Origin of the sequence: Segatella copri (assembly GCF_003465495.1) — a bacterium.
In the GTDB taxonomy this organism is placed as follows: Bacteria; Bacteroidota; Bacteroidia; order Bacteroidales; family Bacteroidaceae; genus Prevotella; species Prevotella copri_G.
This window is the reverse complement of the sequence record NZ_QSAV01000045.1, coordinates 1-15,804: the sequence shown is the minus strand read 5'-3', so window position 1 is coordinate 15,804 and position 15,804 is coordinate 1. Positions and strand designations below refer to the sequence as shown.

General features: G+C 44.7%; 11 protein-coding genes. 9 read left to right on the top strand and 2 right to left on the bottom strand.

Annotated features, from left to right (window positions below; translation table 11 throughout):
• Positions 1-429 precede the first annotated feature (429 nt).
• A complete protein-coding gene (locus DWV53_RS12150) occupies positions 430-1,467 on the bottom strand; it encodes a threonine aldolase family protein (protein ID WP_118154277.1) in 1,038 nt (345 codons plus the stop codon).
• A gap of 174 nt (positions 1,468-1,641) precedes the next feature.
• Here DWV53_RS12150 and DWV53_RS12145 point away from each other — a divergent pair, with 174 nt between their 5' ends.
• Entirely contained in the window at positions 1,642-1,791 is a 150-nt protein-coding gene (locus tag DWV53_RS12145) for a hypothetical protein (protein ID WP_153072959.1), read from the top strand.
• 90 nt (positions 1,792-1,881) lie between these two features.
• Entirely contained in the window at positions 1,882-3,414 is a 1,533-nt protein-coding gene (locus DWV53_RS12140) for a Na+/H+ antiporter NhaC family protein (protein WP_118154274.1), read from the top strand.
• A 156-nt stretch (positions 3,415-3,570) separates the two neighbouring features.
• On the opposite strand, the gene DWV53_RS12135 is transcribed toward DWV53_RS12140, so the two are convergent.
• Positions 3,571-4,920 carry an ATP-binding protein gene (locus DWV53_RS12135; RefSeq protein ID WP_118154272.1) on the bottom strand — a complete coding sequence of 450 codons (1,350 nt, stop codon included), beginning with the start codon at positions 4,918-4,920 and terminating at the stop codon, positions 3,571-3,573.
• Between the two features lie 596 nt (positions 4,921-5,516).
• On the opposite strand from DWV53_RS12135, the gene DWV53_RS12130 reads away from it, so the two are divergent.
• From DWV53_RS12130 to DWV53_RS12100, 7 genes are all read left to right on the top strand, one after another.
• Positions 5,517-6,092, top strand: coding sequence for a DUF3575 domain-containing protein (locus DWV53_RS12130; RefSeq protein ID WP_228112628.1), 576 nt, complete (start codon positions 5,517-5,519; stop codon positions 6,090-6,092).
• Positions 6,093-6,177: 85 nt separating this feature from the next.
• Positions 6,178-7,515: a DUF3868 domain-containing protein gene (locus tag DWV53_RS12125; RefSeq protein ID WP_118154269.1), complete on the top strand. Its 1,338-nt coding sequence runs from the start codon at positions 6,178-6,180 to the stop codon at positions 7,513-7,515.
• A gap of 49 nt (positions 7,516-7,564) precedes the next feature.
• Positions 7,565-7,828 carry a hypothetical protein gene (locus tag DWV53_RS12120; protein ID WP_118154266.1) on the top strand — a complete coding sequence of 88 codons (264 nt, stop codon included), beginning with the start codon at positions 7,565-7,567 and terminating at the stop codon, positions 7,826-7,828.
• Positions 7,829-7,871: 43 nt separating this feature from the next.
• Positions 7,872-9,296 (top strand): Mfa1 family fimbria major subunit, encoded by a 1,425-nt coding sequence (locus DWV53_RS12115; RefSeq protein WP_181992486.1) that lies wholly within the window; start codon positions 7,872-7,874, stop codon positions 9,294-9,296.
• Between the two features lie 117 nt (positions 9,297-9,413).
• The gene (locus tag DWV53_RS12110) at positions 9,414-10,496 is read left to right on the top strand and encodes a FimB/Mfa2 family fimbrial subunit (RefSeq protein WP_118154261.1); all 1,083 of its coding nucleotides are present in this window, start codon (positions 9,414-9,416) and stop codon (positions 10,494-10,496) included.
• A gap of 71 nt (positions 10,497-10,567) precedes the next feature.
• Positions 10,568-13,351 carry a hypothetical protein gene (locus tag DWV53_RS12105; RefSeq protein WP_181992485.1) on the top strand — a complete coding sequence of 928 codons (2,784 nt, stop codon included), beginning with the start codon at positions 10,568-10,570 and terminating at the stop codon, positions 13,349-13,351.
• A 21-nt stretch (positions 13,352-13,372) separates the two neighbouring features.
• Positions 13,373-15,712, top strand: coding sequence for a BACON domain-containing protein (locus DWV53_RS12100; RefSeq protein WP_118154255.1), 2,340 nt, complete (start codon positions 13,373-13,375; stop codon positions 15,710-15,712).
• Positions 15,713-15,804 lie beyond the last annotated feature (92 nt).

Here is a 15,804-nt window from a genome sequence, read left to right as displayed (position 1 = left end):
TTTTACAATGGCTTTCGCCGCAGTTATGTTTTCAGGTATGGTTCTTTGCATGGGCATGTTCTTGAAACACGTAGTAGACTCAATTCCAGAAATGGCTAACATGAGCCATTCTGTTAGCTTGAGCAAGTAAGAATAGAACACTACAATATACATATATGAATCACTTTAGAAATAGAGAGATTTATATAACGATGGAGGGTGTGTCATAAGTCTGAATAATAGTTGGCGCATAACAGTTGACCACCGCATGCACAACAGCTGTTGTGCATGCGCATATCAGCTGTTATGCAAGCGCACAACAGCTGTTGTGCGGCCGAAGATACTGACTGTCTCAACAACATATCCTATCTCTTCCAACAACATATCCTATCTCATCCAACAATAAGAAGAGGGTGAACCATAAACTTATGACACACCCTCTTAGCCTTCTTAAGCGTAAGCTTGAAGAATATGGTCTAGCTCGTCGAGTTCTTCCTCCTTTGTTGCCCAGCTTGTCACGAATCGACAGATGATTTCATGTTCGCTCTTTCTTTCCCATATCTCGAATGCTACTTTTGGGGAAAGGGCTTCGTAGAGGGCAGGTGAGAGTACAACAAACTGCTGATTGGTTGGAGAATCGTAGGCAATGGCGATACCATGCTTTTCGAAGATGCTGCGGATGCGGGTAGCCATAGCGATGGCATGGCGCGATATCTTGAAATAGAGCTCATCCGTAAACAGCGTGTCAAACTGGATGCCGAGCATTCTGCCCTTGGCAAGCAAGGCTCCATGACGCTTTACGTTGGTGAAGAAGTATTTCGGTGCCTTCATGCCCGAGAATACCACAGCTTCTCCCATCATGGCACCCACCTTGGTTCCGCCGATATAGAATACATCACAATGTTTTGCAAGGAATGGCAAGTCATAGTCGCATGCCGCTGAAACCAGACCGTATCCCAGTCGTGCACCATCAATGAAGAGACGGAGGTCATATTTCTGGCAGGTTGCATACAGCGCAGCCAGTTCTTCTCTGGTGTAGACCATTCCGAACTCAGTCGGCATTGAGATATAAACCATGCCTGGCTGTACCATGTGAGGATGCGATTCGTCGGCTAGGAAGGTATCCATATAAGCTGACAGGGTGCCGGTTGTCAGCTTGCTGTTTTTTCCTGGCAGGGTAATGACCTTATGCCCGAAAGCTTCTACTGCTCCTGATTCATGTACCTCGATATGACCGGTTTCCACACAGATTACTCCTTCGCATCCCATGAGGACGGAATCAATGACCGTGGTGTTGGTCTGCGTACCGCCTATCAGGAAGAACACTTCTGCATTCTCATTGTCCACAGCCTTGCGGATTTTCTCTTTTGCAGATTCTGAGTATGGATCAAAACCATAACCAGATGTTTTATCACCGTTTGTCTTGCCAAGAGCTTCTAGAATCTCTGGCAGCATACCATTGTTGTAATCACTTTCAAATGAAATCATATTCTTAATATTACGTGTTTTAATTTGAACTAATTTCTTTATTCTTTTTCTATTTTTACTTCTGTCAGTTTACCCGTCTGTGAGTCGATGATATAACCATACAGATTGCAAAGGTAATGATATCACCCTTAGAAAATGGGAAGCATGCAAAGTTAAGAAAAAAAATGGTTAACAATGGCAAATAACCAAGAAAAATTCCATGAAATAATAATTTTTTATAAAAAGAATATTATATTGGACCTTTTCTTGCGTAAACAGGAAATTTTAGTTACCTTTGCACGAAAAGCACTACTAGGCATGAAAATTCAAGAAGTAATGAAATGATTTGTGTTCTTCAGCGACCAGATGTCATCGAAGAAACGGATGAAAACGCAAAGTAAATGAAAGACTAAAATGATAAGAGAATATTAACAAATGGAACAAGAAGAAAAGAAACAGAAATCTCAAACTGCAGAGAATCAGGCATCCTGCTCGTCTCTGCAGCCAGTTGCACCACATCCTTTTATTTCTGTCATACCGCTGGCAGTACTTATCACCCTCATCGTCCTGGTTGTCAAAATCTTCCCTGATGATGCCCTGGCTGGTGCCTCTCAGGTGGCCCTCATGATAGCCACAGCCGTTTGTGTAGCACTCGGTATGGGCATCTATAGGATGAAATGGAATATCTTTGAAGAGATGATCAAAAAGACCGTGGGCGATGCCGGAGTATCTATCCTGATCCTGCTGCTCATCGGAATGATGTCAGCTACCTGGATGATCAGTGGTGTGGTACCCACATTAATATATTATGGTGTACAGATCATGTCGCCAACCTTTTTCCTTCCCTGCGCATGCATCATCTCCAGCATCATTTCTGTGATGACGGGAACCTCATGGACCACTATTGCCACCATCGGTATTGCTCTGATGGGAATCGGTGATGCCCTGGGTATACCAGCCCCCTACACCGCTGGAGCTATTATCTCCGGTGCCTATTTCGGGGATAAACTCTCGCCAATGAGCGATACCACCGTCCTTGCTTCGAGTATAGCCGGAGCGGATCTCTTCTCACATATCCGCTATATGCTTTATACTACCATACCAAGCATCCTGCTCTCGCTGGTACTCTATCTCATCATCGGACTCTGTTATGATTCCAAGCCTGTGGATATCAGCCAGTATCTCACCGGTCTGAGCCATGGTTTCAATATCTCCTTGTTTACGATGCTGGTTCCGGCTTTTACAGGATGGCTCATCTACCGCAAGACTCCATCTCTCATCACCCTTTTGCTTTCAGCCCTTTCAGCATGCATCTGTGCCCTCATTCTCCAGCCGGAAGTACTTGTAGGGATAGCAGGTGAAGACAGCATCTCTGCCAAAAGCCTCTTTGAAGGAATCATGACCACCTGCTATACCCATACCCAGGTAGATTGCGGTATGGCTAACATCAATGATCTCGTAGCCACCCGAGGTATGGCTGGCATGCTCAATACCATCTGGCTCATCCTCTGTGCCATGTGTTTCGGTTCATGTATGGTAGCCAGCGGCATGCTCCACGCCATTACCCACATGCTCCTGAAAAGCATCCACAGCACCGTATCACTTGTCTGCAGCACCGTGACATCAGGCGTCTTGCTCAATCTCGTTATGGGTGACCAGTTCCTGAGCATTATTATGAATGCATCTATCTATAAGGATGAATATGCCGAACGAGGCTATCGGCCGGAACTCTTGAGCCGAAGTACAGAGGATAGTGCTACCGTAACGAGCGTATTGGTTCCATGGACAGCCTGCGGTATGACGCAGAGTACGGTTCTTGGTATCCCGACACTTGTCTATCTCCCTTTCTGCTTCTTCAACATCATCAGTCCTTTGATGAGTTGTCTGGTTGCCATCCTTGGCTTCGTACCCAACCCACAACCCAGGGAAAACAAAGCATCTGCAGCGGAAGAGTCTGATATCCATTAATATGAATAGGAGATTCATAGATATAGGAGGCAAATTTTCATTTGATATCTTGCCAATCTATACCATCATCGACATGATAAAGACTGTAGAATAACCCATAATATAATGAAAGAGAGTCCTTTAAAAAACCGGACTCTCTTTTAATACTGAGCTCCTTTAAACCAGTCCGCTTAAATCAATGGAATATTTGGTAGGAAGTTTCTGCTCCTTCTTGATAAACATCAGCATGTAAATAGGGAGATAAGTGATTTTTCCCACCTTCTTCACATTATCATTACACAGCACATAGGCTTTAGAAATCTGATAAGTTGTTGAGTTCACCACATTCGTAAGCGCTTTGTGACGCTCATAATCCTTGCCCGATTTAACCTCTATCGGCAACACCTCACCATTTTGCTCTATCACAAAATCCAGTTCACCCTGGCGCTTGTTGTTATAATAATACAACTGGAAACCGTGCGCCCAGAGCTCTTGTGCTACGGCATTCTCATATACCGAACCAAAGTTGATGGACGGTTCGTTATCCAAAATCTTCAGTTGAATGCCATCCGCATAAAGACTTGCCAAAAGACCAATATCTGCCATAAACAGCTTGAATAAGTTTCTGCTGCTCGACAAAATCAACGGCACAGTAGGCTCCTCAACATTATATACCGGCAAAGCTACACCGGCATCCTTCAACCACAAGAAACTGTTCTGATAACGTGCAAACTTGATGTTTTCATTCAGGTTCTTCAATATGAAACGCTTGTTCTTGGCATCAAGCTCAGCAGGGATCCTGTCAAAGATTTCCTGAATATACAATTTATGGTCAGGGTCATATTTCGCTATATCCTGCTTATAGAGACGTATGATAGCCTGCTGCTCTGCCATTACATCTTGCAGATTATTGGTAGCCAGATATTTATCAACAGCTGCAGGCATTCCACCTACTATAAGATAAAGGCGGAATACCTCCATCATCTTTTCATGGATGAATTCATCTACAGCAGTCCCTTCCGTAAAATGCTTCCTCAAAGCATCTATAATTCTATCGTTGATACCAACTGCTGTAGCAAACTCCTCCAAATCAAGAGGATACATATCTTTCATATCCATATATCCCACTGGTGCAGAACGGAGATTCTTGATCTCCACACCCAATAGGCTACCGCTTAAAACATAGCGATAGCTCCCCTCTTCCACCAGAAATTTGATGGCAGTTACGATTTCCGGGCATTCCTGCACTTCATCAAAGAACACAAGGGTACTGCCCTTGATCAAATCCTGGCTGGTCACAGTGGAGAGACGCAACAAGATGTCCTGACTATTCTTCGCCTTGCTGAAGACCTTTACCAAGCCTGGATTTTCGATGAAGTTGATTTCTATGAATCTTTCAAAATGTTCATGACCGAAACGACGGATAGAATATGTTTTTCCTATCTGTCTTGCTCCTGTCAACATCAAAGCTTTCTTATTCGTTTCGAAGAAATCAACTAAATATCTGTCTATCTTACGTTTAATCATATCCTTGTCCCCTTTTCTATTATTAAACGGACGTATTTTGTCCGCTTTTCCATGGCAAATATACGATAATTTGTCCGTTTTTCCAAGGTATTTACGCATCTTTTTGTCCGTTTTTCCAAATTTTAACAGTTCCCCTTGTAAACTATAAACTGCTATTCCCTACCTCAGCAAGCTATAATAAGGCGGTCCCATCCCGCAAAATATGGCGAGGGCTTTGATGCCCCGCCAACCTTAGAGCGTAGCGGTTCCGAGCGACGAGGAGGAGCGGTTTCCTCCCTCTTCCCTGAGGGTGAGAGGGTCGGGGTGAGAGGTGGAGCCTTCCTTAACGGTAAGGAAGGACGGGTAGGTTTTCGAAAAAAACTATTGCCCTTACGCATATTTGTGCAAATTACACTTATAATCATGTGCTTTATGATGTGTTTACGCAAACAGGTTGCATAAAACGTGCAAACGTTTGCACATAGAAATGTAACCTTTTTGAAACTTTTTCTTGCTTCATATTGGATTTCTTCTTAAATTTGCAGCCGAAAATAGATACCAACTAACAAACGAAGGCTAAGTTTAATATAAACGAAACCAAATATAAAAGTAAAGATATGATGAAGCAAACATTCATTAAATCAGCAATGTTGCTGCTGCTGATCCTTTCAACGGCAACGACGCGAGCGCAGGAGGTCGCTCTGAAGACCAACTTATTGGGATGGGCTTCCACATCTGCCAACGCCGGCATCGAAATCGGCACGGGCAAGAAAACAACCTTCCAACTCTTCGGCACCCTGAACCCCTGGAAGTTCTCGGGCGACAAGAAGATGAGATTCTGGAATGTTATGCCAGAATACAGATGGTACACCTGCCAGAAGTTTGGAGGCCATTTCTTCGGAATCCATGCCCTAGGCGGTGAATACAACATCAAAAACATTGACATGCCCTTCGGCATCCTGCCGAAAACTCTGGAGGGCAGGCACTATGAAGGCTGGTATGTTGGTGGAGGTCTCACCTACGGTTATCAGTGGTTACTCAATAAGCACCTCAATTTCGAAGGCTCTATCGGTTTGGGATATGCCTACAGTCCTTACAAGCTTTACGGACGATGCGAAAAATGTCTCGACAAAGACCACCGCAACTATGTGGGCCCTACAAAAGCCGCACTATCTCTCATATACGTGTTCTAAGAATATAACTTAACTGTAGTTTTAAACAGACAATATAAACACGTAATAACTAGACAGAATACAAAAAATTTAGGGAAATCATAATATGGATAAAATGAAGCTTTATGCGGTCATTTCGCCCCTCTGCATACTCTTTTCTCAGGGCATCATGCCTGCTCAGGCTCAACAGCTGGCAGGGGGGAAGATTCAGGTAGACAGTGTCTTGGCACGCAAGAACGGCAACCGGATGGACGTTGCCTTCCGTATGAACCTGAACGATTTGAAGATGAAATCAGAGCAGCAGATAGTTTTCACACCGGTAATGGTAGGAACTGATTCTATCGCTCTCAACCCTATCATCATCCAGGGTAGAAACCAGGCTGTAAGATACCGCCGACTTGCCGACAGCAAGAAGAATCCGCAGGCACAGGTTCTTACCCGCAAGAACAAGACCAGTCAGCAGGTTTACTTCGCCCAGTCTGTTCCTTATCAGAAATGGATGAAGAAGTTCAAACTCTCGGTGAAAGAAGATCTCTGCGGATGCGGCAACCTGATAGAACAGGACAATACGCCGATTGCGGATATCGACCGTACACCTAAGATTACGAAGGATTTCTTTGTGCAGCCGAAGGCGGAAGCCAAGAAGGTGAGAGCCGAAAAGGGTGAAGCCTATCTCAGCTTTGTGGTTAACAAGAGTAATATTCTTGCCAACTTCCGTGAGAATGCTACTGAGCTGAAGAAGATTACTTCCACCATCGACCTGGTGAAGAACGATAAGAACGTTGAAATCACAGATATTGATATCCACGGTTTTGCTTCGCCTGATGGTTCGTATGCCAACAACAAGCGCCTTGCCAACGAGCGTGCAGCTGCTCTCCGCAACTATGTGAGCAGCCTCTACACCTTAAACAGCAAGCTCTTTACCTATCAGGCTACACCGGAAGACTGGGAAGGATTCAAGAAGAAGATTCAGGCTAGTCATCTGGCTGATAAGGAAGCAATTCTCGAGATAGCTAACTCCTCGCTGGCTCCCGACGATAAGGACCTGAAGATCAGAAAGCTCCATCCGGCTAGTTACCGCTACATCCTGGATCATATCTATCCTCGTCTCCGTCATAGCGACTATACGGTAACCTACACGGTTCGTCCGTTCAGCATCGAAGAGGCCAAGGAGATATTGAAGACCAAACCACAGCAGCTTTCTCTGCAGGAGATGTTCCTGGTGGCACAGACTTACGAGCCGGGTTCGCCAGAGTTTAACGAGGTATTCGACATTGCTGTCCGCCTCTTCCCAGATGATGAGACAGCGAATCTCAATGCCGCCTGCACCGATTTGCAGAAAGGCGATCTTACTTCTGCCGAAAAGCATCTTGCCAAGGCAGGCAACTCGAAAGAGGCAGAACGTGTAAGAGATGTCTTCAAGCAGATAAAGAAATTGGAATAACAGAAAATTAGAGAATAACGATTATATACAAGCTTAACTTTCAAAAATTATGAAGATTAAACATTTATTTGGCTTGGCTGTCATCGCAGCTATGACAGCAAGCTGTTCAAGCAATGAGGATCTGGGAACCGCAGGTCCAGGTACTGGTACTAATGAAACTGGTGTTGGTTATGCATCTTTCTCTATCAACTTGCCTACAACAAGCGGAACACGTGCAGATGACGACCTTACATTCGAGAATGGTGATGCCAATGAGTACAAGGTAAATGATGCAACCTTACTCATCTTTAAGAAGGGGGGGGGAGGCAACTAAAGAAGGTGATTACACTTTCGTTGAGTGTGCAGAGTTGGGTTCAATGGCACCATGGAAAGATAAAAATGAGCCAGGTGTAACCACTCATGCTAAAATTACAGCCAAGCTGGACAAGGTGAATAGAACTGATAAATTCTTCGCATTGGTGCTCTTGAACAATGGTACTGTTGCTAATGCCAAGGTTACTTTGCCTACAGATGGTGAAAAGTTCTCTAAGTGGAACACAGAAAAAGTTACGAATAAATTTGCAACTCCCGAGAATGGCTTCTATATGGCAAATGCTCCTCTGTTCGAGAATAATAATGTTACTACTTTAGTTCCTATTGTGAGTGATAAGATTTACCCTACAGAGGAAGAGGCTGCCAAGAATCCAGCAACAGATATCTATGTAGAGCGTTGTCTTGCAAAGGTTACCTTAGGTACAGGTACAACAACAGAAAAGACGGTTACTAGTGACACATATCAGGGTGATAAGGTTACTATCTCTAAATGGGCTTTGGATGTTACCAACAAGAAGGCCTACCCTATCCACAATGTTGATGGATTGAACGAAGACTACACTGAAATTTGGAATAACAATGCCACTACTTCATCTTCAATCAACGGCGCTAACACTCAGCGTTTCGTAGATAACAATACAGCAACCCTTGCAAAGCGTGTATATTGGGGTATAGACCCTAACTACAACAACAATAGTTTATGCACCCTCGGAGAGGCTGGCAAGACTGCTCGTGAAAAAGAGTTCAACTATGTTACAGCAAATACAGACGTAAAAGCAGAGCCTACTACCTCATTGTACTGTCTTGAGAATACATTCAATCTTGACAATATGATGCAGGGGCAGACTACTCGCGTTATTTTCAAAGCTACATATAAGCCAGCAAGTTTACATGAAGGAGAAAAAACATTCTACAAGATTGGTAAGAACACTGCTATTTGGAGAGAAGCCGATCTTAAGCAAGAAATCGAAGCTGCAGTTGCTAGTGTTGTCTTAGGCGCAGCAGGAAAAACCACTGTCACTTTGAATGCTGAAGGAAATGATATCACTGCAGCAGGTACTCATTATATAGAAGCAGCTAATATCAGCGTAACTGGTGCAACCATTACACCTGAAAATATCACCGCCATTAATACCCAGTTGGGTCTCAACAGGGATAAAAAGGTTGGTATTAGCACATACGCAGATGGTGAGTCTTACTACGTTGCCCGTATCAAGCACTTCGGTGATGCCTTGACTAGGTGGGATTCTAGTATGTCTTACGGCACTGATAATCTGTCATTCTTGGGTCGTTATGGTGTGCTCCGCAACAACTGGTATGAGTTGACTGTAAATAGCGTTAGCGGTCCTGGTTATCCTAGCGTTCCTGAGGTTAAGCCTGAAACTCCAGATGATGAGAATGACAACTACATCAAGGTTAGCGTGAAGATCCTCAAGTGGGCTAAGCGTTCTCAGAAGGTCGATCTGTAATCCATTTCACATTATTATATATAGCTCAGCCGCTCTAGCGCTAAGGAGCGGCTGGCTATATCGGAAGAATAAGAATCAATTTATACACTTTACTTTTTCATAAAACAGATAAGCATCATGGCAAACAAGAAGTTTAACAGTTGGATCAAGAATATATGCATGGGATGGGGATTCATCATGGCGGGCAGTATGCTCAGCAGCTGCAACGACTTGATGCACGACGACCTGCCTCCTTGTGACATGGGTGTTGACTTGCAGTTCAAGTACGACTACAACGTGCAGCGTGCCGACATGTTCAATGATCATGTGGGCGGACTCAGCGTATTCGTATACGACGAGCAGGGCAACTTCATTGCTCGCCATGATGCCTATAACGATGCGGTATCACAGCCACTCAAGGACCCTAACTATGCCATGCGAATCAATCTGGAACCGGGCAAATACAGATTCGCAACCTTCGCCTTCCAAAAGAAATACGAAGATGCACTTGCGCAGCCAGGTGCCAAATTCCAGATAGCTCTGCCACAGCAGGGTGACAACATCACCGCCCTCCATGCACGACTCGACCGCGAACAGGGCAAGGTGAACAACCAGAGCCAACCGCTCGATACTCTCTGGCAAGGACTCAGCAACGAACTGGTTGAAGTAAAAGACCAGCAGGTTACACGCCATACCATCGGTCTGGTTCGTGATACCAAGCAGCTCACCATCAGCCTGCATCAGACCGACGAGCCTGCCAACATCAATGCCGATGACTTCAGTTATCAGATAACCAATGCCAACGGCGATATCAGTTACGACAACTCTCTCCTCCCCGACGAGGAGTTGACATATACCCCATACTATACCTGGACCACTGAGTTTAAGGATTCCGAGGGCAATGTAAAGGAGCGCACCGCTCATGCCGCCCTCATGTTCTCCCGACTCATCTGGCATCCGGCAGCAGAAAACGACAAGAACGCCATCCTCACCATCACGAACAAGACTACAGGCGAAGAGGTGGCACGCATCAATCTTGCTGACTGTCTGGCTCAAGGCCGTGGCGCCTTCGAAGCCCGCCATTATTCAGAGCAGGAATTCCTGGACCGTGAGTACGACTACAAGCTCGACTTCTTCCTCCAGGGCAACCAGTGGAAGTATGCGACGCTCAGAATCTCCATTCTGGATTGGGTCAAGCGCATCCAGCGTGTCGATTTCTAACCGTTTCAGGTGTCAGAGCCCCTTCCGGGCATTTAGCTCATAAGAGTATTTGACTTTAAAAATTGGAAACAATGAAAATACGAGATTTCATTTTAAGTTTAGTTAGTTGGTTTATATTGTTGGTTACAGTAAGTTGCTCTGACGAACTTGGAGGCGAGCGCGCTCCCATTTCGTCAGAAAGCAACTTGCATGTACTCGTGCCAACCGTGCTCAGCAGCCGCGGTACCCGTACCGACGATGCTTCCGGCCTTCCTACCTATAATGCCACGGTAGATGAATGCCAGATCAACGACCTGACCCTCTATGCTTTCCCTGTCCCTACAGGAAATGGAAATGATGGCAAGCTCCTGGTAGAGACGCTCCCTGCCCCACTGGCTACAATGATGGTAGAGCAGCATGTTGCTAACTATCAGCTCACCATCGAGCCGGGCACTTACCATATCTATGTGGTTGCCAATATGAACAAGGTGTTGAGTGGTCAAACTATCAAAACAGAAAATGATCTCAAAAAAATAGTACTGAGTTATGGCTTTGGAACAGTACCGGGAATGCCTGTTTCTACAAACATCCCGATGATTTATGAGCCAAAGGATGTAAACGGTACTATCATCGATACAAAAATAGAAAAAAGTGGTGATAAATATACCGAGGTGGCAGCTAACCTGAAGTTTACTTGCGTAAAGGTTAAGCTGAATCTTATCTTCGATCCTACTGCTGAAGGTTCTGCATTCAATGGTAATAGCTATATCATCAAGGATATTCTGGCTCAAAAGCTTTCTCCTAGCACCACGCTGAGTTGGGATGGAGCATTTAGCAAGCCAGCCTCTAGTGTTAGTCAAGATTATGCCAATGGTTTTGAAAATAAAGTTTATGCAACTTCTTCTGAGGCAAGCAATAAGGGTGGTTATTATAAGGCGGGAGACTGGACAGAGGATGCTGCTAATGCCAATGTGAATAATAAGGACATCATCACCCTTGTTCAGGGTGCTACTCCTAAACCTGCTCCACAGAATGTCGCCGATAAGTGGCTTTTCCAAGGCACTTACTATCTGCCTGAGCGTTATATCGCCGAAGCCTCTCAGCAGTCTACCCTCAAAGTTAATGGCTCTGTGAATGGTAACATTGAGAACTACTATAAGATTAAGCTGGGACATCGTCAGGACGAGAGTTCAACTTCCAAAGAAGTCCCAACTTTCCCTCGTGGCACCTATTATGAGATTATCGGCAAGATCAAGAGTCTGGGAAACATGACTCTCAACTGTAATGTGAGCGTAGAGGACTGGACTCCTGTAACGATAGATGCAGACTTCAGCCATACCACACTGTGGGTAAACAAGACAAGCGCTCAAATAACCTCCATAGAGGAAGACTCTATTTCCTACAAGTCAAATTGGGTGAATGTGGAGTTTGGTTGCGATGCGATTGTTGATGGTAAGCCCCTCGTCGTTGTAGATAAAAGAGATGAGGTCAATCATATTATCACCTTTAGGATTAATCCCGAGATTCCCATGAGTGCTTATGGGGATGGGGAAGGTAAATTTCCTCCGAAAGGAAAGACCAAGATATGGCTGAAGGCTAACAACCTGAAGAAATATCTGGATGTAGACTACAATGTAGAACCTCTGTTTGAGGTTGATCCATTGGAGGTAATCATCTATTATGAGGCAAGTGCAAAAACCAACACAAAGGTATTCACTTGGGTTACAAACTTGGGAGGTATCGTGCTTCCTAACGAGCAGACTTCCACCATTGGTAAATCAACTATCAGTATATCGAAGCCATCCGATGAAAACGCTCCCAAGGGAACATTCCAGGTGGAGGCTACAACCGACCCTGGAACAACTACAGTGCATACATTCCGAGTACACTCGAAAGACTCGTATAATAGCAACTATAAGTACAGAGATATTAAAGTAACAGTAAGACCTCCGGTTGACAATTACCGTATCTATTTCCGTGCCATTAATGACAGGTCGTCAAATAATGGCAAGTATAATACTAACCAATTCCAAGGTATTTTGGATGAATACTATGGAACTGGTGATAACAATAACAACTGGAACGATTCTTGGAGTTGGGACAATAAGATGCAAACAAGTAGACATAATGTATATATTTATTCTCAAAAGGGTGAAACGACAGGAACAGCAATACCTAAAGAAAATGTGTGGTACTTTAATGGTAGATATAATAATCCAAGCGGTATGACTGGGGACACGAATAATCCAGGATGGTACTACCAGGACATGGATTTTAATGCTAAAGGATATAGATTGGATAAAGGCGACGGTCAAGAAACTACACCGATCAAGCCTGGCGAGACATTGATGATATTCTACAGCTTCATCAACGATGGTGCGGACCTTCACCGCTGCCCTCAGCACATGGCGCCTGGTATCCCCCTTTTTAACTATGAGGATAGAGAAGGTTGGATACTTTACGACCCGACAACAGACCCCTATTATCGTATTTTCGATGAGAAGCCGATAGTTAAGGATATCAATTATGTTGTCTATACCAAGAATAAAGTATTAGGCTGGGCGTTTAAGTTCGGTGTCGCAACAGACAGTCCGACATCCTCAGGAGATAATAACCAATATATACATTGGGACAACACTTGGGATGGTCACAGTGCCAAGAGTTTTAAAAGCGAACAAGTAGGAGACTGGTGGAAGACAACGATAAGGTTAAAAGCGGTTGACGGCTATCATGAGAAGGGTATAGTCCTTCAGTTTGAAAAGGATGTCTATGATGAGAAATATACCCTTTTCGAAGGTAGAAGTTATGAGAAGTATAACGATACAGGATATTATGACAATAATAGCTGGCATCCAGGTATACCATCAGGTGTATAAACAAGTAAAGTAAGTAAGGAAATGAAAAAGATAATATCTCTTTTAGTGGCACTGCTGACATTGGCAGCATGTAGCGACACTTTGAACGAAGGTTCCAACCCAAGCAACAAGAATGGGGTGGAAGATGGGGGCATCACGCTCACCATCACACTTCCCGACTTTTCAAAAGAGGAGCTGACAAGGGCTGGCGATACGGGATTGAAGAGTCTGAACGTAGTGGCTTACGATGATAAAGGAGTGTTCCTGTCGAACCAAAGCGTTTCCGCTTACGAACTTGTGTCGGGCACCGACAACACTTACGAAGTGAAAGTGCCAGTCACGGACAAGGCTACAATGATTCATCTGGTTGCCAATGCCGGCGATTTGTCAGATACTCAATGTCAGAGTGGTTTGGACAAGGCTGCCATTTCGGAAACAATCAACACAGAGAATCCTGTCTGCTGGGGAATGATCAGCGTGTCAGGCTTGATGAAGGCAAATCCGGAAATCAGTCTGCTGCGCCAGTTTGCCAAGGTAAACGTCAAGTATGAGAAGACTACATCCAGTGATTTCAATGACGACAAGACGTTTGAGCTGGAGAGTTTCCAGTTGTATGATGCGGCTGACAAGGGAACCATTGCGCCGACAGAATGTAAATACGAGTCGGCAACGCCCAACGTGCCAGCCGATGCAGGTATAGCCAATAGCGGATGGCAGACAGGCGAAACACCTTTCTATGAGACTGCCGCCGGTCAAGCCTATCTCATCGTGAAGGGTAAATATAATCGTGTGGAGTCTTTCTATAAGGTGGCTTTCCTCGACAACAAAACAAAGGATGCCATGCCGTTGCTCCGCAACCATGCCTATACAGTAAAAATCACTCACGTGAACACCTATGGCTGGCCCACAGAAGCAGAGGCTATTAAAGACCCATATCCCGAGAACCGAATGATGGTAGACGTGAAAGATGATAATCCTTTGGTTAACGATATGATAGCCTGCAAGGACTACCATCTGGGAGTAAGCGACCAAGTAAGCGGCGCATGGGATGATGAGAATATTATCGCCACTGTCGTTACAACTATCAAGAACAATGAGAAGCCGACTTTCTCTAAGTCCGGTGACTGGATAAAAGGTGTCACGGTCAGTGAGACTATCACCGTGCCGGATACTGACGGTCCAAACTCTACTACAGGTAAGAAATATAAGATTTCGATTGCGGTAGATAAAAATGAATACTCTGAGGTACCACGCACAGGAAAGGTAATCGTGAAGTCGGGCGACTTGACCCGCACCATAACCGTGACCCAGAAAGGTAAGGACTTCAAGCGTTTTGACAGAATCGTAAAGCTTGTGACATCAAGCAATGTGGGCACATCGGAAGAATATAATGACTATTTCAACAAATTCCTGCCAGGTACTCAAGGTTTCAGCCCGAAGGATATGCAGAACGATATTGTCAGAAACGATGGTCTGCACTTCGGGGTGGGAACCAACAATTTCAGCTATCTGATTCCAATGAAAAAAGGTGATGTTGTGACTAATGGCGCAAACAGCGACATGTTTAAGGTAGAGAAAGATGGAACTAACTGGAAAGTGACGCTGAACAGCGGTGCTGACAACTATGACATCTGGATCGGCGACTTCACCATCACCTATCAGGAGAATGGACACAACATTGATATCACGTATCCCGTTTATCATTGTGGACTCTTCCACAAGATAGATGCCACCGACAACCAGCAACCGCCTGTTGATCAATCTCGTGTCAGTGGCCGTTTCTACTACGGTGTAGTGAAGGTGAAAGGAAAGAGTAAAACATACGTCATGCTCGACCGCAACCTCGGAGCCTCCAGCGACAGATGCTATGCTCCGGGCACCAAGGCGTTGGAAGCTAACAAGGGTGCTATTGGCGGATACTTCCATATTGCTAAAGCGAAACAGGATCAGGCAAATGCAGGTAATCTTATCGGCAATCTGCCTCAAGGTTTCACTATTCCCGAGAATAGTGTGTTCCAAGACATCATAGACGGCGGTAATCTGAAAGAGGAGACCCGCTACACCTTGTCGGGCGAGGCGTACAACAGTGTTGAGATAACAACAGACAATTCGGAGCTGCCCGTAATCTATTTGCCAGCCACAGGATATGTGGAGGGTGAGGCTTTCAGAAATGTCACCCATGTCAGCCTATGGACCCGCACGCTACTCTCAGGAAATCAGGGTTTCGACACCACCAGTCCTGAGTATGGCTTCTGGTATCGCTATTTAGATGTGTATGGTAAGATTTGCACCATGTCGAATCTCCGCTTCGTCAGCGGTAATGCAGGTAAAAACACCGGGACTTACAGGGCCATGCCAATCCGCCTGGTACATGTCCTGTAATAAACATAAGATAAGTGATAAATATTATAACATCTTTTACTTATATATAATTAAAGTATAAAAAACAGCTGTTTTACAAAGAAGGGTTGGAT

What these genes read in the sequence shown, in the direction of transcription:
- DWV53_RS12150 (WP_118154277.1), bottom strand. Translation starts at nt 1,467, where the DNA reads ATGATTTCATTTGAAAGTGATTACAACAATGGTATGCTGCCAGAGATT.
- DWV53_RS12145 (WP_153072959.1), top strand. Translation starts at nt 1,642, where the DNA reads ATGGCAAATAACCAAGAAAAATTCCATGAAATAATAATTTTTTATAAA.
- DWV53_RS12140 (WP_118154274.1), top strand. Translation starts at nt 1,882, where the DNA reads ATGGAACAAGAAGAAAAGAAACAGAAATCTCAAACTGCAGAGAATCAG.
- DWV53_RS12135 (WP_118154272.1), bottom strand. Translation starts at nt 4,920, where the DNA reads ATGATTAAACGTAAGATAGACAGATATTTAGTTGATTTCTTCGAAACG.
- DWV53_RS12130 (WP_228112628.1), top strand. Translation starts at nt 5,517, where the DNA reads ATGATGAAGCAAACATTCATTAAATCAGCAATGTTGCTGCTGCTGATC.
- DWV53_RS12125 (WP_118154269.1), top strand. Translation starts at nt 6,178, where the DNA reads ATGGATAAAATGAAGCTTTATGCGGTCATTTCGCCCCTCTGCATACTC.
- DWV53_RS12120 (WP_118154266.1), top strand. Translation starts at nt 7,565, where the DNA reads ATGAAGATTAAACATTTATTTGGCTTGGCTGTCATCGCAGCTATGACA.
- DWV53_RS12115 (WP_181992486.1), top strand. Translation starts at nt 7,872, where the DNA reads ATGGCACCATGGAAAGATAAAAATGAGCCAGGTGTAACCACTCATGCT.
- DWV53_RS12110 (WP_118154261.1), top strand. Translation starts at nt 9,414, where the DNA reads ATGGCAAACAAGAAGTTTAACAGTTGGATCAAGAATATATGCATGGGA.
- DWV53_RS12105 (WP_181992485.1), top strand. Translation starts at nt 10,568, where the DNA reads ATGAAAATACGAGATTTCATTTTAAGTTTAGTTAGTTGGTTTATATTG.
- DWV53_RS12100 (WP_118154255.1), top strand. Translation starts at nt 13,373, where the DNA reads ATGAAAAAGATAATATCTCTTTTAGTGGCACTGCTGACATTGGCAGCA.